General features: G+C 66.6%; 14 protein-coding genes. 9 read left to right on the top strand and 5 right to left on the bottom strand.

Annotation, left to right across the window (positions count from 1 at the left end; all coding sequences use genetic code 11):
- Both MTR62_RS02670 and MTR62_RS02665 read right to left on the bottom strand, forming a co-directional pair.
- On the bottom strand, positions 1–645 hold the full coding sequence (locus MTR62_RS02670) for a TadE/TadG family type IV pilus assembly protein (protein WP_244016737.1): 645 nt from the start codon (positions 643–645) through the stop codon (positions 1–3).
- Positions 642–2618, bottom strand: a complete 1977-nt coding sequence (locus tag MTR62_RS02665) for a TadE/TadG family type IV pilus assembly protein (protein WP_244016736.1) — start codon at positions 2616–2618, stop codon at positions 642–644. Before MTR62_RS02665 ends, MTR62_RS02670 begins: the two co-directional genes overlap by 4 nt.
- Positions 2619–2854: 236 nt before the next feature.
- On the opposite strand from MTR62_RS02665, the gene MTR62_RS02660 reads away from it, so the two are divergent.
- From MTR62_RS02660 to MTR62_RS02640, 5 genes are all read left to right on the top strand, one after another.
- Entirely contained in the window at positions 2855–5974 is a 3120-nt protein-coding gene (locus tag MTR62_RS02660; RefSeq protein WP_244016735.1) for a response regulator, read from the top strand.
- Positions 5971–6837, top strand: a complete 867-nt coding sequence (locus MTR62_RS02655) for a CheR family methyltransferase (RefSeq protein WP_244016734.1) — start codon at positions 5971–5973, stop codon at positions 6835–6837. Before MTR62_RS02660 ends, MTR62_RS02655 begins: the two co-directional genes overlap by 4 nt.
- A complete protein-coding gene (locus MTR62_RS02650) occupies positions 6827–8761 on the top strand; it encodes a response regulator (RefSeq protein ID WP_244016733.1) in 1935 nt (644 codons plus the stop codon). Before MTR62_RS02655 ends, MTR62_RS02650 begins: the two co-directional genes overlap by 11 nt.
- Before the next feature lie 219 nt (positions 8762–8980).
- Complete coding sequence (locus MTR62_RS02645; protein ID WP_244016732.1) at positions 8981–9154, top strand: hypothetical protein; 174 nt, start codon at positions 8981–8983, stop codon at positions 9152–9154.
- Between the two features lie 72 nt (positions 9155–9226).
- Positions 9227–9715: a low molecular weight protein-tyrosine-phosphatase gene (locus tag MTR62_RS02640; protein ID WP_244016731.1), complete on the top strand. Its 489-nt coding sequence runs from the start codon at positions 9227–9229 to the stop codon at positions 9713–9715.
- Positions 9716–9723: 8 nt separating this feature from the next.
- Here MTR62_RS02640 and MTR62_RS02635 read toward each other — a convergent pair whose 3' ends face one another.
- Positions 9724–10311 (bottom strand): GNAT family N-acetyltransferase, encoded by a 588-nt coding sequence (locus MTR62_RS02635; RefSeq protein WP_244016730.1) that lies wholly within the window; start codon positions 10309–10311, stop codon positions 9724–9726.
- A gap of 242 nt (positions 10312–10553) precedes the next feature.
- On the opposite strand from MTR62_RS02635, the gene purC reads away from it, so the two are divergent.
- Both purC and MTR62_RS02625 read left to right on the top strand, forming a co-directional pair.
- A complete protein-coding gene (gene purC / locus MTR62_RS02630) occupies positions 10554–11336 on the top strand; it encodes a phosphoribosylaminoimidazolesuccinocarboxamide synthase (protein WP_244016729.1) in 783 nt (260 codons plus the stop codon).
- A gap of 148 nt (positions 11337–11484) precedes the next feature.
- A complete protein-coding gene (locus tag MTR62_RS02625) occupies positions 11485–14349 on the top strand; it encodes a M16 family metallopeptidase (RefSeq protein WP_244016728.1) in 2865 nt (954 codons plus the stop codon).
- 264 nt (positions 14350–14613) lie between these two features.
- Here the strand turns inward: MTR62_RS02625 and MTR62_RS02620 are convergent, their stop codons facing one another.
- Positions 14614–15303, bottom strand: a complete 690-nt coding sequence (locus tag MTR62_RS02620; RefSeq protein WP_244016727.1) for an HAD-IA family hydrolase — start codon at positions 15301–15303, stop codon at positions 14614–14616.
- 61 nt (positions 15304–15364) lie between these two features.
- Here MTR62_RS02620 and glmU point away from each other — a divergent pair, with 61 nt between their 5' ends.
- Together glmU and MTR62_RS02610 are read left to right on the top strand one after the other, a co-directional pair.
- The gene (gene glmU / locus MTR62_RS02615) at positions 15365–16732 is read left to right on the top strand and encodes a bifunctional UDP-N-acetylglucosamine diphosphorylase/glucosamine-1-phosphate N-acetyltransferase GlmU (protein WP_244016726.1); all 1368 of its coding nucleotides are present in this window, start codon (positions 15365–15367) and stop codon (positions 16730–16732) included.
- A gap of 101 nt (positions 16733–16833) precedes the next feature.
- Positions 16834–17028: a hypothetical protein gene (locus MTR62_RS02610; protein ID WP_244016725.1), complete on the top strand. Its 195-nt coding sequence runs from the start codon at positions 16834–16836 to the stop codon at positions 17026–17028.
- Positions 17029–17153: 125 nt separating this feature from the next.
- On the opposite strand, the gene MTR62_RS02605 is transcribed toward MTR62_RS02610, so the two are convergent.
- A complete protein-coding gene (locus MTR62_RS02605) occupies positions 17154–17468 on the bottom strand; it encodes a hypothetical protein (protein ID WP_244016724.1) in 315 nt (104 codons plus the stop codon).
- Between the last annotated feature and the right edge of the window lie 62 nt (positions 17469–17530).

Genomic DNA, 17530 nt, shown 5'->3' with positions numbered 1-17530 from the left:
TCAGTCGCACGTCCCGGCCGACGAGCCGTAGTCATCTTGCGACGCATAGGGCTGGTTCTTCTTGAAAGCGCTGGCGGTCAGGGTGTGCTCGCTCGAGGAACTGGAGAGAAACGGAACCGGGAAGAGCGGCGAGAAGGTCATCGTCACCGTGTAAAGCACCGAATCGCTCGCACTCCCGTTACCGCTTACCCCGATATCCTCGTCCCATTGCCCGTTGCCGTTTTCATCGACGTAGGCCTCGCCGTCATCGCACACGTCGTTGTCGTTGGAATCGTCCCACGATTCCGCGCGTCCGACGTCGGAAAAATCGTAATAGCTCTTACGCGATATCGTGAAGGTGGCGCCCGGTGCCACATCGCCGACGATCTTCTCCAGGTAGGTATCGAGATCATCCGTGTCGGCGGTTTCCAGTGTCGCGTCACGCGCCACTTGCTGCACCGCGCCGCGCAGCAGCGCCGAGGCATAGAGCATCTGCCCAAGGTCAAGGCAGCCCAACAGGAGCAGGATCAGGATCGGCCCCGCCACGGCGAATTCAAGAGCCGTCACCCCGCGAACGTCACTCAGCCCGGCCCGCCCGAGCGCCATCGCCCGCGCGATCCGGCGCCTTCGCGGGCCCCGCGCGCGCAAGGTGCCGCTCCTGCTCACGAAACGATCCGCAACTCGCCGACTTCCTTGGCGATTTCCTGAAAGGCGTCGTTGAGGTCGCTGCTGCTGCTGGCGGTGAACGAACTGTCGTCCGAGGCGCAGGTCGTCAGATCATCGGACAGCGACGAGGTGAACGCGATCACCCAGATGCGGATACCTTTGGCCTTGATCGCCTTGCATTCGGCGAGGAAGCGGGCGGTGTGGCGATCGTCGGACTGCGAGGCACTGCCGCCGCTGTCGGTGACCAGGCGGTTGAACCACTCAACCCCCCACGCAGAGCTGACGGTGAGCGCCGTCTGCATCTCGCCGTCGGTCATGAAGATGATATGCCGCGACACTTCCGCGCCATTGCTCGGCTCTTCGTTGACCGTGCTGGAAAAAATACCATCGGGCGAGAGGAGGCGTCCGCCCCAGGCCATACCCACATCGAGATAGGTATTACCCGATGCCGTCAGCGAATCGGCGTAGGCATCGAAGTCGGACTGCGACATCTCTTCCAGTCCCTGCGACGCGTAAGGACAGGTTTCGGATACCGTCGACGACGACCCCGTGGTCGAGGTGGCGAGGCTGAAGGAGTTGGTGTTGCTGGTCGACGTTCCCGCACGCGTGTAGACGATCTGATACCACAGCGGCGCCCATTTGGTGCTGTCGTCGCTTTCATCGGGCGCGGTGTCGATGTCCATGTCGAGCATCCCGCTGGGCGAATAGCCATCGCTCGACGACCAGTCGATGTCGTCCGCATCGGCCGCCTCGGTCGCCCGTTCCTCGATGCAGCCGTCCCAGGTCGAACTGACCGAAGCGCCGCTCGAGCCGGTGTAGGTGGTCGTCGAAGCGAACGTCTTGAACGTGCTCGTATCGTAGTCGACCGCCATGTACTTCCAGTGGTCGAACGTCGAGTTCGAGGTCGGCGTGTTGGTGTACGAGGCACTATACGTCGTCGTCGTTTTGGACGTGCGCGTGTAGGTGTAATAATAAATATAGTACTTGGTGCTGCTGCTGCCGTGGCCGTAACCACCACCGCCACTCGAGGACGCGACGCAGGCGTAAGTCGTCATGGTCTGGGGCTGCGAGCTGGTCTGGGTGACCGTGACCGAGGTATCCGAGGACGAACTGGTCGAAGTGCTGGTCGAAGCGCTGCCCGAATCCGAATAGGAGGTGTCGCTCGTCGGCAGCGCGCTCTCGCAACTGGACTGCGAGGAATACGAGGTGTTGGAGTACCTGCCGCTGCTGCTCAGCGAGCTCGACCCGGTGCTCGTGCTCGAGCCCGTTTCGGTCGCGGTCGAATAGTCGATGAAATAGGGCACCCGCGACTGGTAGGTGTGGGTGTCGGCGATGTAATCGGGGTTGAGGTTGTAGAGCAGGTGCCCGACGTTGACCGTCGTACTGTAAGGCACGAAGCCATAGCGCACGCGCGCGTTGGAATCGCCCAGCGAGCCCGACAGCGTGGAATAGAAATTCTTCATCGCGGTGCGCAGCGCGGCGATGCGCGTGGTGCTCCCCAGCGCGGTGGTCATCGAGCCGGTGGTGTCGAGCACCATCATCACGTCGGCATTGCCCACCCCCATCGAGGCGGTGCAGTTGGTGGTCAGGGCGAAGCTGTTGAACCCGAACAGGCGCATGATCAGCAGGTTGACGGTATAGCTCGCCACGCCCTCGACGTTGTTGCCATCATCGTCGGATGAACTGGTGAAGGTCGCCCCGTCGCCGAAGGTGAAATTGACCTCGAAGAACTTGTCCGCCTCGGCCTCGGCATCGGCGTCGTAGCCGTCGGTCGTCACCGCATGACGCCCGGCCAGCACACCCGCGTCGCAAGCCGCCTGGAGCTGGTTGCGCGCACGGTAGACCCGGCTGAAATCGACCCCGCCGCCGATCATCGCGGTCAGCAGCACCATGCCGATGGCGGCCAAGGGGAGGATATTGCCGCGCTTGTCCCGTATGATCCGGCCCAGCGCCCGTACAACCGACAACTTCATTCGTCCCAGCCCCAGCCTCATTCCTTCGTGCGCCGCACCCCTCACCGTTTAGAGCCAAAAGGTTAAGGATAATTTGGAGCCCCCGCACGCCCCCGTTTTCACCCCTTGTGCGAACCCGCGGCAGAGCATCGCAAAAAAGTCTGGAACCATTTGGAAGAAAACGCGTTGAGCGATCCAGGCAGCTGCATCAGGAGGTTAACGGCGCGCAGCCGAACGGGCAGCGCGTCGAAGTTGGAATGACGATCGTACGCGCACTCGACTCCCGCCCCCTGCTCTACGCCCTGCTGGCCGTCCTGCTGGGCCTCACTTTCGCGGCCGATGCCACCTCGCCCCTGGGCATGGGAATCTGGGTTCTTTACCTCATTCCCACCACGCTGGCCTTTCTCGCCCGCCACCGGCTTGCCCCGGTCACCGTCGGGGCCAGCGCGTGCCTGCTGATCGTCGCCGGCTTCATGCTCGCCCCGACCAACGCATCGGACGACTTCGCCTTCATCAACCGCACGCTGGCCTGCGCCACGACGATGATGCTGGCTGGCATCGGCACGGTGTTCATCACCATGCGCAACGCCAGCCGACGCGAGCAGCACCTGCGCGAGGCCGAGACCGACATTGCCCGCGCGCTCCAGGGCAATCTCAGCCTGCAGGACCTGGGCGAGCGGGCGCTGACCTTCATCGCCCGCCGCTTCGGCGCCTGCGCCGCGCTGCTCTACGTCAACGACGATGGCGTCTTCCGCCGTATCGCGGGCTACGCCATCCCGCCGGGCGCCGACGTGCCCGAGACGATCGAGCGCGGCGACGGCCTGCTCGGCGAGGCCATCGCCGATGGCCGCAGCGCGACCATCACCCGCGTTCCGAAGGGCTACATCACCTTTGGCAGCGCCATGGGCCGCGGCCATCCCGAGCGGCTGGTGATCGGCACCAGCGCGATCGACGCGCGCACCAACGGCCTGATCGAGATCGCCTTCCTCGACAGTCCGGAGGCCGAGGCCGATCTCGCCCCCGAATTCCTCGATCGCATCTCGGGCATCATGGGTGTCGCCCTGCGCGCCGCGAAGTACCGCGCGCGGCTCGAACAGCTGCTTTCCGAAACCCAGCAGCAAGCCGAGGAGCTGCAGAACCAGAGCGAGGAACTGCGCGCCACCAACGACGAACTGGAGGCCCAGGCCAAGCTCCTCCAGGCCTCGCAGTCGCAGCTCGAAAGCCAGCAGGCCGATCTCGAACGCACGAACGCCCAACTCGAGGAGCAGACCGCTTCGCTCGAATCGCAGCGCGACGAACTCGCCCGCGCGCAGGCCCGGTTGCGCACCCAGACCGACGAGCTGGAACAGGCCAGCCGCTACAAGTCCGAATTCCTCGCCAACATGAGCCACGAGCTGCGCACCCCGCTCAACTCGCTGCTCATCATGGCACGCCTGCTCGCCGACAACCGCGGCGCCAACCTCAGCGAGGAACAGGTGCGCTACGCGCGCACGATCGAGACTTCGGGCAACGACCTGCTCACGCTCATCAACGACGTGCTCGACATTTCCAAGATCGAGGCCGGCCGGCTCGATCTCGACCCCAGCGACGTGCGCATCGCCGACCTGCTGCGCAAGCTGGGCGACGCCTTCGGCGCCTCGGCCGAGCGCAAGGGGCTGGCCCTGCGCTTCGAGACCGCGCCCGACGCGCCCGAGACGATCGAGACCGACTTCCTGCGGCTCGAACAGGTGCTGCGCAATTTCCTCTCGAACGCGCTCAAGTTCACCGCCGAGGGCGAGGTCGCGATCGCGGTCACCGCACCCGACGCGCAGCGGCTCGCCTTCACCGTGCGCGACACCGGAACCGGCATTCCCGAAGCCCAGCGCGAGACCATCTTCGAAGCCTTCCGCCAGGCCGATGGCGGCATCGCGCGCAAGTACGGCGGCACCGGACTTGGCCTGTCGATCTCGCGCGAGCTGGCCGGCCTGCTGGGCGGTGCGATCACGCTGGAAAGCGAACCCGGCCAGGGAAGCGCCTTCACCATCACCCTGCCGCGCCACTTCACCGCGCCGAACACGGAGCGCACGCGCCCCCCGCTCGGCCTGCGCGAAACACCCCCGGCAAGCGCTCCGGCCACCGCCGCGCGCGCGCCGTTCGCCCCCTCGCCCCCGATCATCCCCGACGACCGTGAGGCGCTGACCGGGGATTCGCGCACGATCCTCGTCGTCGAGGACGATCCCGCCTTCGCCGGCATCCTCGCCGACATCGCCCACGAGGTGGGCTTCCAGGTGCTGATCGCGGGCACGGCGGACGAAGGCGCGCTGCTCGCCCGCCAGTACCTCCCCCAGGCGGTGATCCTCGACATGCACCTGCCCGATCACACCGGGCTCTCGGTGCTTGACCGCATCAAGCGCGACACGCGCACGCGCCACATCCCGGTCCATATCGTCTCGGCCGATCACGACGATCACGACGCGCTGGCGAGCGGCGCGGTCGGTTACCTGTTCAAGCCGGTCGCGCGTGAGACGCTGGTGACGATGCTCGAAGGGCTCGAGGCGCGCATGGCGCAGCGCCTGCGCCGCGTGCTGATCGTCGAGGACGACGCCACCCAGGCCGAATCGCTTCACCACCTGCTCGCCTCGCGCGATGTCGAAACGCTCGAGGTGCAGACCGCCGCCGATTGCCTCGAACGGCTGGGCAGCGACACGTTCGACTGCATGGTGCTCGACCTCAACCTGCCCGACATGACCGGGCTCGACCTGCTCGAGCGCCTCTCGACCGATGAAGCCGTCAGCTTCCCCCCGGTGATCGTCTACACCGGGCGCGACCTCTCGCTCGAAGAGGAAATGCGCCTGCGCCGCTATTCCAAGTCGATCATCATCAAGGGCGCCAAGAGCCCGGAGCGTCTGCTCGACGAAGTGACGCTGTTCCTCCACCAGGTCGTTTCCGAACTGCCCGACGACAAGCAGAAACTGCTGGCGCGTTCGCTCGGCCGCGACGCCGCACTCGAGGGGCGCCAGATCCTCGTGGTCGAGGACGACATCCGCAACGTCTACGCGCTCACCTCGGTACTCGAACCGCACGGGGTGAACGTGCGCATCGCGCGCAATGGCCTGGAAGCGCTGAGCGAGCTGGCCCGCTCGGCCGACAGCGACGGCGCCCCGGTCGACCTCGTGCTGATGGACATCATGATGCCCGAGATGGACGGCCTCACCTGCATGCGCGAAATTCGCAAGGACGTGCAGTGGCAATCGCTGCCGATCATCGCGCTGACCGCCAAGGCGATGGAACGCGACCACCGCGAATGCCTCGATGCGGGCGCCAACGATTACCTGCCAAAGCCGCTCGACGTCGACAAGCTGCTCAGCCTCGTGCGCGTGTGGATGCCCCGCCCATGATGGTCATGCGCAGCGGCGACAGCGTGGAGGAGATCGAACTCGACCTGCTGGTGGAGGCGATCTGGCGGCGTTATCAGTACGATTTTCGCGAGTATTCCCGTACTTCGGTGCTGCGCCGCCTCCAGCGCGCGCAAGTTCACTTCGGCCACGCCAACCTTGCCGGCCTGCTCGAACGCGTGCTCCACCAGCCCGAATGCCTGCCCGAACTGATCGGCTTCATGACCATCCAGGTCAGCGACATGTTCCGCGATCCGGAATATTTTCGCGCAATCCGCGAACGGGTGATCCCGCACTTGCGCACCTGGCCCTCGATCAAGGTGTGGATCGCGGGCTGCGCCAATGGCGAGGAATTCTACTCGATGGCCATCCTCTTTCGCGAGGAAGGGCTCGAGGAGCGCACCTTGTTCTACTGCACCGACATCAACACCGCCGCGCTCGAACGCGCCAAGGCCGGCATCTTCGAGATCGAGCGACTCTCGGGCTTCTCGCGCAATTACCGCGAGGCGGGCGGCAAGGCCTCTTTGTCGGATTACTACACCGCGCACTATGGCGTCGCCCGGTTCGACCCGAGCCTGCGCCAGCGCGCGGTCTTCGCCGACCACAACCTGGCCAGCGACGCGGTGTTTTCCGAGGTCCAGTTCGTCTCCAGCCGCAACGTGCTGATCTACTTCGACCGCACGCTGCAAGACCGCGCGCTGGGCCTGTTCTCGCGCTCGCTGCCACCTGGCGGCTTCCTCGGGCTCGGCTCCAAGGAGACCGTCCACTTTTCGCCCGAGCGCGAAAACTTCACCGAATTCGCCCCCGACGAGAAAGTCTGGCGACGCCGTGCCCACGAAACCCAGGAGGCCGCTTATGCTGAATGAGCCGCTCAAGATTCTCGCCGTCGACGACGTGCGTGAAAACCTCATCGCGCTCGAAGCCGCGCTCGACCAGCCCGGTGTCGAACTGGTGACGGCCTCGAGTGGTTTCGAAGCGCTCGAACTCCTGCTGCGCGACGATTTCGCGCTCGCCCTGCTCGACGTCCAGATGCCCGAGATGGACGGCTTCGAACTGGCCGAACTGATGCGCGGGACCGAGCGGACCAAGGGCGTGCCGATCATGTTCCTGACCGCCGTGGCAACCGACGAGCGGCGCCGTTTCCGTGGTTTCGAGGCGGGCGCGGTGGATTACCTGCTCAAGCCGCTCGACATCACGATCCTCAATTCCAAGGCGGCGGTCTTCGTCGAACTGGCCCGCCAGCGCCGCGAGATCGCCCGCCAGCGCGACGAACTGGGCATCGCGCTGGGGCGGCTGCGGGCCTACAGCGACAACTCGCTGCTCGCCACGATCGAGATCGACGGTGACTTGCGCATCACCAACTGGTTCAAGGGCGCGGAACGCGCGATGGGCTACAGCGCGCAGGACATGATCGGGCGCCATCTCGACGAGGTGCCCTTCCTGCTCGAAGACGAACGCGAGCGCGCGATCGCCGCGATCCGTTCGATGATCGAGAGCCGCGACGGACGCGCCGTCCACGATCATCGCTTCCGCCGCGCCGACGGCACCCGCCGCGAAGGCGAATGGTACGTCACCGCACTCGCCGGAAGCGGGCGGATGCCCGGCAGCGTGCTGCTCACCATGATCGACGTGACCGAGCGCCGCCGCGCCGAAAGCACCCAGCAGCTGCTGATCGGCGAGCTCAACCACCGGGTCAAGAACACCCTCGCCACGGTCCAGGCGATCGCCTCGCAGGGGTTTCGCCACGCCCGCTCGCCCGAGGAGTTCCAGGAGGCTTTCTCGGGCCGCATCCAGGCGCTTTCGCGCGCCCATTCGCTGCTCAGCGCGACGACCTGGGACAGCGCGAGCCTGCGCCATCTGATCGCGGACCAGGTCGCCATCGGCACACTGGGCGAAGACCGTCTGGTGCTTTCGGGCCCCGATGTCGATCTGCCCCCCGAACTGGCTTTGCGTTTTTCGCTCATCCTCCACGAACTGGCCACCAACGCGCACAAGTACGGCGCCTTGTCGAACGAGATGGGCACCGTCTCGCTGAGCTGGACGCGCGAAGGGGACTGGCTGCGCCTGCGCTGGCAGGAACGCGGCGGCCCAGCCGTCATCCAGCCCGAGCGGCGCGGTTTCGGATCGAGCCTGATCGAAGGCAGTCTCGCTTCCGATGGCGCCCGCATCGCCGCCAATTTTGCGCCCTTCGGGGTAGTCTGGGATCTCGACGTTCCGCTCGTCGCAGGGTCCGAGCGCGATCGGACATCGCCCCCACGCCTCGCGCCGATCGAACCGCCCTGCAGCTGTGCCATGGGCCAAACCGCGCCCCTGTCCGCTGCGGTGGCCGAACCGCTTCGCGACCCGGCACCTGCACCAGCACAGGCTCCGGCCCAGGCGGGCGAGGCGACGCAAAGTGAGGGCGCGCCTGGCCCCTCACTCGCGAACTTGCGCATCCTCATCGTCGAGGACGAACCTCTCGTGGCGATGGAACTGGCCATGGAGATCGAAGACAACGGCGGCATCCCGCTGGGCCCGGCCGCCTCGTGCGAACAGGCGATCGACATCATCACCCGCGCGACCCCCGACCTGGCGTTGCTCGACGGCAACCTCAACGGCGAGAGGATCGATTCGGTCGCCGACGCGCTGGCTGAAAGGGCCACCCCCTTCGCCTTCGTCAGCGGGTATGACCGGCGCCATCTTCCCGCCGGGCACAGCCACCGCCCGATGCTCGCCAAGCCGTTCCTGGGCAGCGAGATCCACGCCATGATCGCCCGGCTGGCCCACGAAATGCGCGATACCGCCGGATAGGCGCTTTTGCGGGGAACGAGGGTTAACACGCGTCTTCGCGTGGCTCCGGCAATCTCGTGATCCGCGTGCAAGGCTGGAGGTTACCCGCGGTGCGCCACACTGCGCGGGTCGGCGCCTCGAACCGGGGGCGTCGGCACCACCATCCACCCCGCCTCCGCCCCAACGGACGCGCGCGGTGCGATGCCGCCCCGTGCACCGCCTGTCCGAGAAAGAGCCGCCATGCACCCGCGCCTGTGTTCGCAGTCCCCCCGCCCCCCGCTCACGCGCGCCTGCGCCGCATCGCCGCGCCTGCCGCTCGATCCCTCGTTACGCCGCCTGTTCTACGGGCCGATCCGGCCGATGGACGAGCCGGGATTGCTGGGAAAGCTCGCGCGCGCCCTGCGCCGCCAGTGAACCCACACAGGTCCTGCCAACCTGGCATGGCGGGGAATGACCGCACCGCTGCAATCGCGTAGAGGAGCGGGCATGACCAACGCCGCACCTTCCGCTCGATCGCCTTCGGTCCTCTTCGTGTGCCTTGGCAATATCTGCCGCTCACCGCTCGCCGAAGCCGCGCTGCGCGACGCGGCCGAGCGCGCCGGAATGGCGATGACCGTCGATTCGGCAGGAACCGGAAACTGGCACGTCGGCAATCCGCCCGACCCACGCTCACGCGCCGAAGCGCTGCGCCACGGGATCGACATCGGCCACTACCGCGCCCGGCAGGTCAGCCGGGCCGACTTCACCCGCTTCGACGCGATCATCGCAATGGACCAGCAGAACCTCGCCGACCTGCGCCGCATCGAACCCGCCGCCTCGCACGCGCGCCTCTCGCTCCTGCTCGACCATGTCACAGGGCTTGAAGGCCGCGATGTCGCCGATCCCTATTACGGCGGTGCCGAAGGGTTCGCCGTGACCTGGGATCAGGTAACACGCGCCGCCGAAACGATCGTCGCGCGGTTTCTTGCCTCCTGAGCGGAGGGTCAGAAATGGCGTAGCCAGAACTGCATGGGCTTTTCGCTTTCGTGCTCGTCGCGGTGGTCCTTCCACGCGAACGGCGTGACCAGACCTTCGACCGGAGCGTAGCCGCGCTTGCGCCAGAACCCGTCGAGCGCACGATAATCCGCAGGGCGATCGGGATGGTCCTCGGGCCGCACCACCGCGGCAAAGCACGCCGCCCGCGCCCCGACCGCAAGGGCACAGGCCTCGCGCTGGTCGAAGAAGGCGTGGCCGATACCCTGCCCCCGGTAGGGCGCAAGCAGGACCGACTCGCCGAAGTAGAACAGCGCCCCGGTATCGATCCCGCGCGCCGCGAACGGCGCGCGGAAGGCCTCCTTTTGTGCGCCCATCGGCGAAGCCGTCGCCATGCCGACGATCCGCGCGCCATCGCGCGCGGCGATCAGCACGCTGTCCGGTTCGGCTGCGAATTCGCGCACGTAATCCCGCTCGTAGGCAGCATCGCCGTCGTAGAGGTAGGGCCATTGCGCAAAGACCACCTGGCGCAGCTGCGCCAGCGCGTCGAGCACCGGCGCGATCTGCCGCTCGCGTAAAACCGTCACCATAACCGCCATCCCCATCCTCCTACCAACCGCGCACGCCGCACCGAAAACCCCATCAAACCAGACGAAAATCCGGGCTTTTCAGGCCTGTTGACCAAGCCCCGCCTGCTCCTTCTCGCGAGAGTTTGATTTTGCGGACGCTTGCATTATATGCTGCCCGCGAACAACCCCGGCCCAAACCGTCGCCGAAGCGGCGCGAAAGCCGGGGTTTGCTCTTTCCAGTTGCGCAATTTCACGATGCAAGGATCACCTCAATGACCCGTCGCCGCCAGATCTACGAAGGCAAGGCAAAGATCCTGTACGAAGGCCCCGAGCCCGGCACCCTGATCCAGTACTTCAAGGACGATGCCACGGCCTTCAACGCCCAGAAAAAGGGCACGATCCAGGGCAAGGGCGTCATCAACAACCGCATCAGCGAGTATGTGTTCACGCGCCTCAACCACATCGGCGTGCCCAACCACTTCATTCGCCGCCTCAACATGCGCGAGCAGCTCGTGCGCCAGGTCGAGATCATCCCGATCGAGGTCGTCGTGCGCAACGTCGCCGCCGGCTCGATCTCCAAGCGCCTGGGCATCCCCGAAGGCGAGATGCTGCCCCACACGCTGATCGAATACTGCTACAAGGACGATGCGCTGGGCGATCCGCTCATCGCCGAAGAGCACATCGCCTGCTTTGGCTGGGCCAGCAACGAAGAGATGCAGGACATCTCCGCGATGGCCATCCGCGTCAACGACTTCATGGCCGGCATGTTCGCCGCGATCAACATCCGCCTGGTCGACTTCAAGCTGGAATTCGGCCGCATCTGGGATGGCGATTACAGCCGCGTGATCCTCGCCGACGAGATCAGCCCGGACGGCTGCCGCCTGTGGGACATGACCTCGGGCGAAAAGCTCGACAAGGACCGCTTCCGCCGCGACCTGGGCGGTGAGGAAGAGGCCTATCAGGAAGTGGCGCGCCGTCTGGGCCTGCTGCAGGACGATGGCTCGCCCAGCGAAGTGCTCGACCTCTCGCAGCACCGCAAGCTGCGCGGCAAGTAAGCTTACCGCAACGCCGCGCGACGCCTGAAGGCGCGCACCAAAGCTTTGCCCCCTCGTCCGGTGCGTCCGGTCGAGGGGGTTTTCGCATCGGTCCGCCGGTTGCGCGCCGCCCTTGGCAAGCGCGCGTGGCTCGGGCACTACAAGGTCCATGCGATACCCTATCCTGCTGGCCTGCCTGCCTTTCCTGCTCTGTGTATCGCCGATCGATACCGCTCTTGCGAACGGCGCCGCGCCAGATGCGCCGCGCGTCACCAGCCCCCCGACGCCGACCTGGGCGTTCGAGAAGAGCGACATCGCGCTCGACCCGCAGTTCCACTTCGGCACGCTGCCCAACGGGCTGCGCTACATCGTGCGCCACAACGCCTATCCGGCAGGCACCGCGCTCGTGCGCATGGTCGTCCACACCGGCTCGCTCGACGAGAAGCCGCGGGAACGCGGCCTGGCGCACTTCCTCGAACACATGGCCTTCAACGGTTCGCAGCGCGTGCCCGAAGGCCAGATGGTGCCGCTGCTCGAACGCGAGGGGCTCGCCTTCGGGGCCGATACCAACGCCTCGACCGGCTTCGAGGACACCACCTACAAGCTCGACCTGCCGCGCAGCGATCCGGCGCTGCTCGACACCGCGCTGATGCTTATGCGCGAAACCGCGAGCAACCTCACCCTCGCCCCCGCCGCGATCGACCGCGAGCGCGGCGTGATCCTTTCCGAAATGCGCGATCGCAACACGTTTTCCTTCCGCAACACGCGCGAAGCCTACCGCTTCCTCTACCCCCGCGCCCGCTTTGCCGAGCGCTTCGCGATCGGCAAAGCCAGCACCGTCAAGAGCGCCAGCGCCAAGGCCCTGCGGCGGCTCTACGAACGCACCTACGTGCCCGCGAACGTCACCCTCATCATCGTCGGCGATGTCGATACGCAGGCGGTCGAAGCCGCGATCGCGCGCCATTTCGCGGACTGGCAAGGGCCCGCCCCGATCCCGCAGCCGGACGCCGGGCCGATCGCGCCGCACGATGCCGGGCGCACCGACCTCTACATCGACCCGCTCCTGTCCGAACGGCTCACGGTGGTCCGCTCGGGGCCCTGGCTCGATGAACCCGATTCGATCGCCCAGCGGCAGGAGAACCTGCTGCGCCTGATCGGCTACAACATCGTCAACCGCCGCCTGCAAAAGCTCTCGCGCCTGCCCAGCCCGCCGTTTCGTGGCGCGGGCTTCGGCACGGGCGACGTGTTCAAGGCTGCGCGCACCACGCGCCTGGTCATCGACAGCACCGATGGCGGCTGGCGGCAGGGGCTCGACGCCGCGCTGGCCCAGGTGCGCCGTGCGCTGGCCCAGGGTTTCACCCAAGGCGAAGTCGACGAACAGCTCGCCGCGATCCGCGCCAGCCTCACGGTCGCCGCCAATTCGGCCGAGACGCGCAGCAACGCGGCCTTGACCGCCGCCGCGCTCCAGCTGCTGAGCGACGATCTCGTTCCCTCCACACCCGCTTCCGCGCTCGACCGCTTCACCCGCTTCGCCCCCGACGTGACGCCCGAACGCGTTTTGGCCGCCATGCGACGCGAAGCGCTCGCGCTCGACAATCCCCTGATCCGCTTCGAAGGGCGCCAGGCTCCGGCGGGCGGCGCGGCGGCGCTGCGCGAAGCCTGGAACCAGGCCATGGCCGCGCCCATCGTGCACGATCCCGCCCAGGCCAGCGCGCCCTTCGCCTATACCGGGTTCGGCGTTCCGGGCACTGTCGTCAGCGAACGGCGCGAGCCGCAACTGGGTATCCGCGAGATCCGCTTCGCCAACGGCGTCATGCTTAACCTGCACCGCTCGGCGCTCGAAAAGGACAAGGTACGCGTGCGCGTCGCGATCGACGGGGGCGACCGGCTCGACACCCTCGATAATCCGACCGCCACCGAAATGGCCGCCTATCTACCCCAGGGCGGGCTGGGCAAGAACAGCCGCGACGATCTCGACACCATCTTCGCCGGGCACACGCTCGATTTCGATTTCGCCAGCCAGACCACCCGCTTCGTTTCCAAGGCAACGACGACCGCACAGGACCTGCCCACCCAGCTCGACCTGATCGCCGCGCTGGTCACCGATCCGGGCTATCGGCGCGAAGGCGAAGTCCAGTACCATCAGGCGATCAGCCAGTATTTCGCGCAAAGGGACGGCACTCCAGGTTCGGCGCTGCAGGCCGGGCTCGGCGCGATCCTGTCGGACCAGGACCCGCGCTTCAGCCTGCAACCACTCGCCACGTACGATGCGCTGAGCTACGCCGGGCTCAAGCAGGCCATCGGCGATCGGCTGGACCACGGCGCGATCGAGATCGCGCTGGTCGGCGATATCGACGAAGACGCCGCGATCGCCGAGGTCGCCCGCACCTTCGGGGCTCTCCCTCCCCGCGAAAGCGCTTTCCACGACAACAACGACCAGCCCCCGCGCCGCTTTACCAGCGACCGCCAGCCCCGCGTGCTGCACCACACTGGCCCGCGCGATCAGGCCCTGCTCCGCCTCACCTGGCCCACCCGCGACGACGCCGATCCGATCGACACGCTGCGCCTCGAACTGCTCGAACGGGTGACCCGCATCGCGCTGACCGACGAACTGCGCGAAGCGCTGGGCAAGACCTACTCGCCCGGCGCCACGAGCGCGCTGTCGCACGCCTGGAAAGGCTACGGCACCTTCGCGATCACGGCTTCGGTGGACATCCGCGAGCTTGCCGCCACGCGCACCGCGATGCGCCGGGTGATCGCTGCACTGCGCGCCGCACCGGTCAGCGCCGACACGCTCCTGCGCGCGCGCCAGCCCATGCTCGAAGCCTTCGACAACGCGCTCAAGACCAACGGCGGCTGGATGTCGCTGGTCGACAACGCGCAGAGCGAACCCGAGCGCATCACCCGCTTCCTCAAGGGACGCGAACGCCTCGAAGCGTTGAGCGCCGCCGATGTGCAGGCCATGGCGCAGCGCTATCTCGATCCCGACACCGCGCTGGAAATTCGGGTTCTTCCAGAGGGCGTCAACAATTAGGCTTAAAGCATTGGCTTAAAGCCGCCAGGCCGCGTGGTCCGATTTGGCGGTAATCGGAAGGACGGAATTGGGCACGACCCATCCGTCCGGCACGACTGGCGCCGCAGGCTCTAAAAAGTCTCCCGACGAACCCTGGCTCGACGCGCACGTGGAGCGCACCGCTGCCCATTTTCGGGGGTGCAGGAGGCAATGGCCCCCTGCTTCAATCCCTTCCTTCTTCGTCTGCCATGGGGCGAAACCGGTCGTTTGAATGTGCCCCGCCGTCTAGACCCCGGCCCGCGCCCCGATCCTTTCCAGCGTCGGCACCAGTTCATCGAAATGATCGATCACCGCCGCACCGTCCAGTTCGCTGGGCAGCGCATCGTTGAAGCCGAAGCTCACCACCACGCACGGGATGCCGGCCGCACGCGCCGCGCCGGTATCGAAACTGGTGTCCCCCACATAGACCGCGCGGCCGCCGCCTGCCCGGTCGAGCATGAGGTCGAGCAGATCAGGCTGCGGTTTGGCCTTGCCCGGCCCCAGCGTATCGCCGCCGATCACCGTGTAGAACCGCTCGCTCAACCCCAGTTCGCGCAGCAGTTGCACCGCAAGGCGTTCGAGCTTGTTGGTGACGAGCGCCACCTTGACCCCGCGCGCGGCCAGCGCATCGAGCATCGCCTCGCCGCCAGGATAGAACCCGGTCTCCCGTGCGATGTTGGCTTCGTAGAAGGCCAGGAGCGCGGCCTGAAGGTCCTCGATCCGCCCCGCCTCGGGAAGCCCGCCCGAAATCTCGAGCCCACGGTGGAGCAGCTTGCGCACGCCCCCGCCCACGAGCGTGCGCACGACCGGGCGCGCGAGCGGCGCGCGCCCCTCCAGCGCCAGCGCGTGGTTGAGCGCGTTACCCAGGTCGCCAAGCGTGTCGAAAAGCGTTCCGTCGAGGTCGAAGCCGACAATGTCGTAAGGAAATTCGGTCATTTGGGCATCCCTGACAAGTCGAAGTGGAAACTGCAACAAATTGCTGGCAGATGGCGATGGTATGACTGACACCGCATCGCCGCTCGCTATCGTCGTTCTTGCCGCGGGCAAGGGCACGCGCATGAAAAGCTCGCTCCACAAAGTGCTCCACCCGATCGCGGGGCGTCCCATGATCGAGCACCTGCTCGCCAGCGCCGACACGCTTGCCCCCGCGCGCAGCGTCGTGGTCGCCGGGCACGGGCGCGAGCAGCTCGAGGCACGCCTGAAAGAGCGCGCCGCGATCGCGGTGCAGGACCCGCAACTGGGCACCGGCCACGCGGTGCAGCAAGCCGAGGCCGCGCTGGAGGGTTTCACCGGCGACGTGCTGATCCTCTACGGCGATGTTCCCTTCGTGCGCCCCGAAACCATGCGCGCCATGATCGCGCGGCTCCACGCCGAGGATGCCCCCGCCGTGGTGGTGCTCGGCTTCGAGCCCGAGGACCCGCTGCGCTACGGCCGCATCCTCGCGCATGATGACGGCCGCATCGCAATGATGGTCGAATACAAGGACGCCAGCGAGGAACAGCGCGCCTGCACCTTGTGCAATTCGGGGCTCATGGCGGTGAAATCCGCCGACCTGTTCGCGCTGCTCGCGAAAGTCGGAAACGACAACGCTGCGGGCGAATACTACCTGACCGACATCGTCAATGTCGCCGCGCTGGAAGGGCGCTCCTGCGCGGTCATCGTGACCGACGATCCGGACGAAGTGGGCGGCATCAACAGCCGGGCCGAACTGGCCGCCGCCGAAGCGCGCTGGCAGGCCCGTCGACGTGAGGAGGCCATGGCCGAGGGCGTGACCCTGATCGCCCCCGAAACGGTGTTCTTCGCCTGGGACACGCAGCTTGGCCAGGACGTCACGATCGAGCCCAACGTGGTCTTCGGGCCGGGTGTCACGGTCGCGAGCGAGGTGGTGATTCACGCCTTTTCGCACCTTGAAGGCGCAGTCCTCGAAAGCGGCGTCGCGATCGGCCCCTACGCACGGTTGCGGCCGGGCGCGGCGCTGCGCAAAGGCTCCAAGGTCGGCAATTTCGTCGAGATCAAGAACGCCGAGCTGGGCGAAGGCGCCAAGGCCAACCATCTCACCTATCTGGGCGATGCGAGCGTGGGCGCGGGCGCGAACATCGGTGCCGGCACCATCACCTGCAACTACGACGGCTACTTCAAGCACCGCACGGTGATCGGCGCGCGCGCCTTCATCGGCTCGAATTCGGCGCTCGTCGCGCCCGTCAAGATTGGCGCCGATGCCATCGTCGCGGCGGGAAGCACCGTCACGCGCGACGTCGCCGATGGCGAACTGCGCCTCGTTCGCGGCGAACAGCTGGTGAAACCGGGCTGGGCTGACCGCTTCCACGACGCGATGAAGAAGAAAAAGGCCGAAAAGACCAGCTGATCCCGGCCCAATGCGCCCGTTCGGCGCGAAGACCCTGCTCCTGCTGGTGACATTTCCCCACGCGTGCCTACATTCTTTCCATCGCAACGATGGGAGGTCCCATGAACCGCACGCTTGAGGATCTGACCCGCATGGGCAGCGTACCACAGGATGTCTACCGCGTGATCCGCGAGGCAATCGCCAGGACGGGCAAGGAAAGTGGGCACCTGTTCGAGCCCGAACACGCCGCCCACTATCAGGCGCTTGCCGTGGCCATGGCGCTCAAAGGCGCGGGCTATTCGATCGAGAAGTCCTGACCTGCGGCAAAACCGCGAGGGCTCATTTTCCCGCCTGTTCGCGCACGACTTCGGCGAGCGCGGCACGCGTTTGGGTATCGTCGCCTTCCAGCGCAAACGCTTGCGCGAAGAAATCCTGTGCCCCGTCAAGATCGCCCTGCGCGCGCGGCCTTGCCCATGCCGCGCAGCGCGCGCGCATCGATCGCACGCATCGATGGGTCGTCGGCTTGTACGGCGCCAAGCCGATGGGCGCGCCGGTAATTGTCCAAGGCCTTCCCCGGTTGCCCGGCAAGGGCCTGGGCCAGTCCCAGCTCGCTGAGGAAAAACGCGTTGGTCGGGTCCATCGCAACGGCTTGTGCCAGGGCCTCGAACGCTTCGTTCCGGTGCAGCAATTCGACGATCTCGACCAGACGCGGGTCCTGCGCTTCGGCTCTGCCAGGCGTTGCCGTCAACACCCCCACCAGCGCAAGAGCCCCCGAGCAAATGGCGGTGATCGGCCCCCCGGCCCTATCCCCGCTCCCAC

The sequence above is a fragment of the Novosphingobium organovorum genome (assembly GCF_022832435.1).
In the GTDB taxonomy this organism is placed as follows: Bacteria; Pseudomonadota; Alphaproteobacteria; order Sphingomonadales; family Sphingomonadaceae; genus Novosphingobium; species Novosphingobium organovorum.
This window is presented reverse-complemented; position numbering and strand designations above follow the sequence as displayed.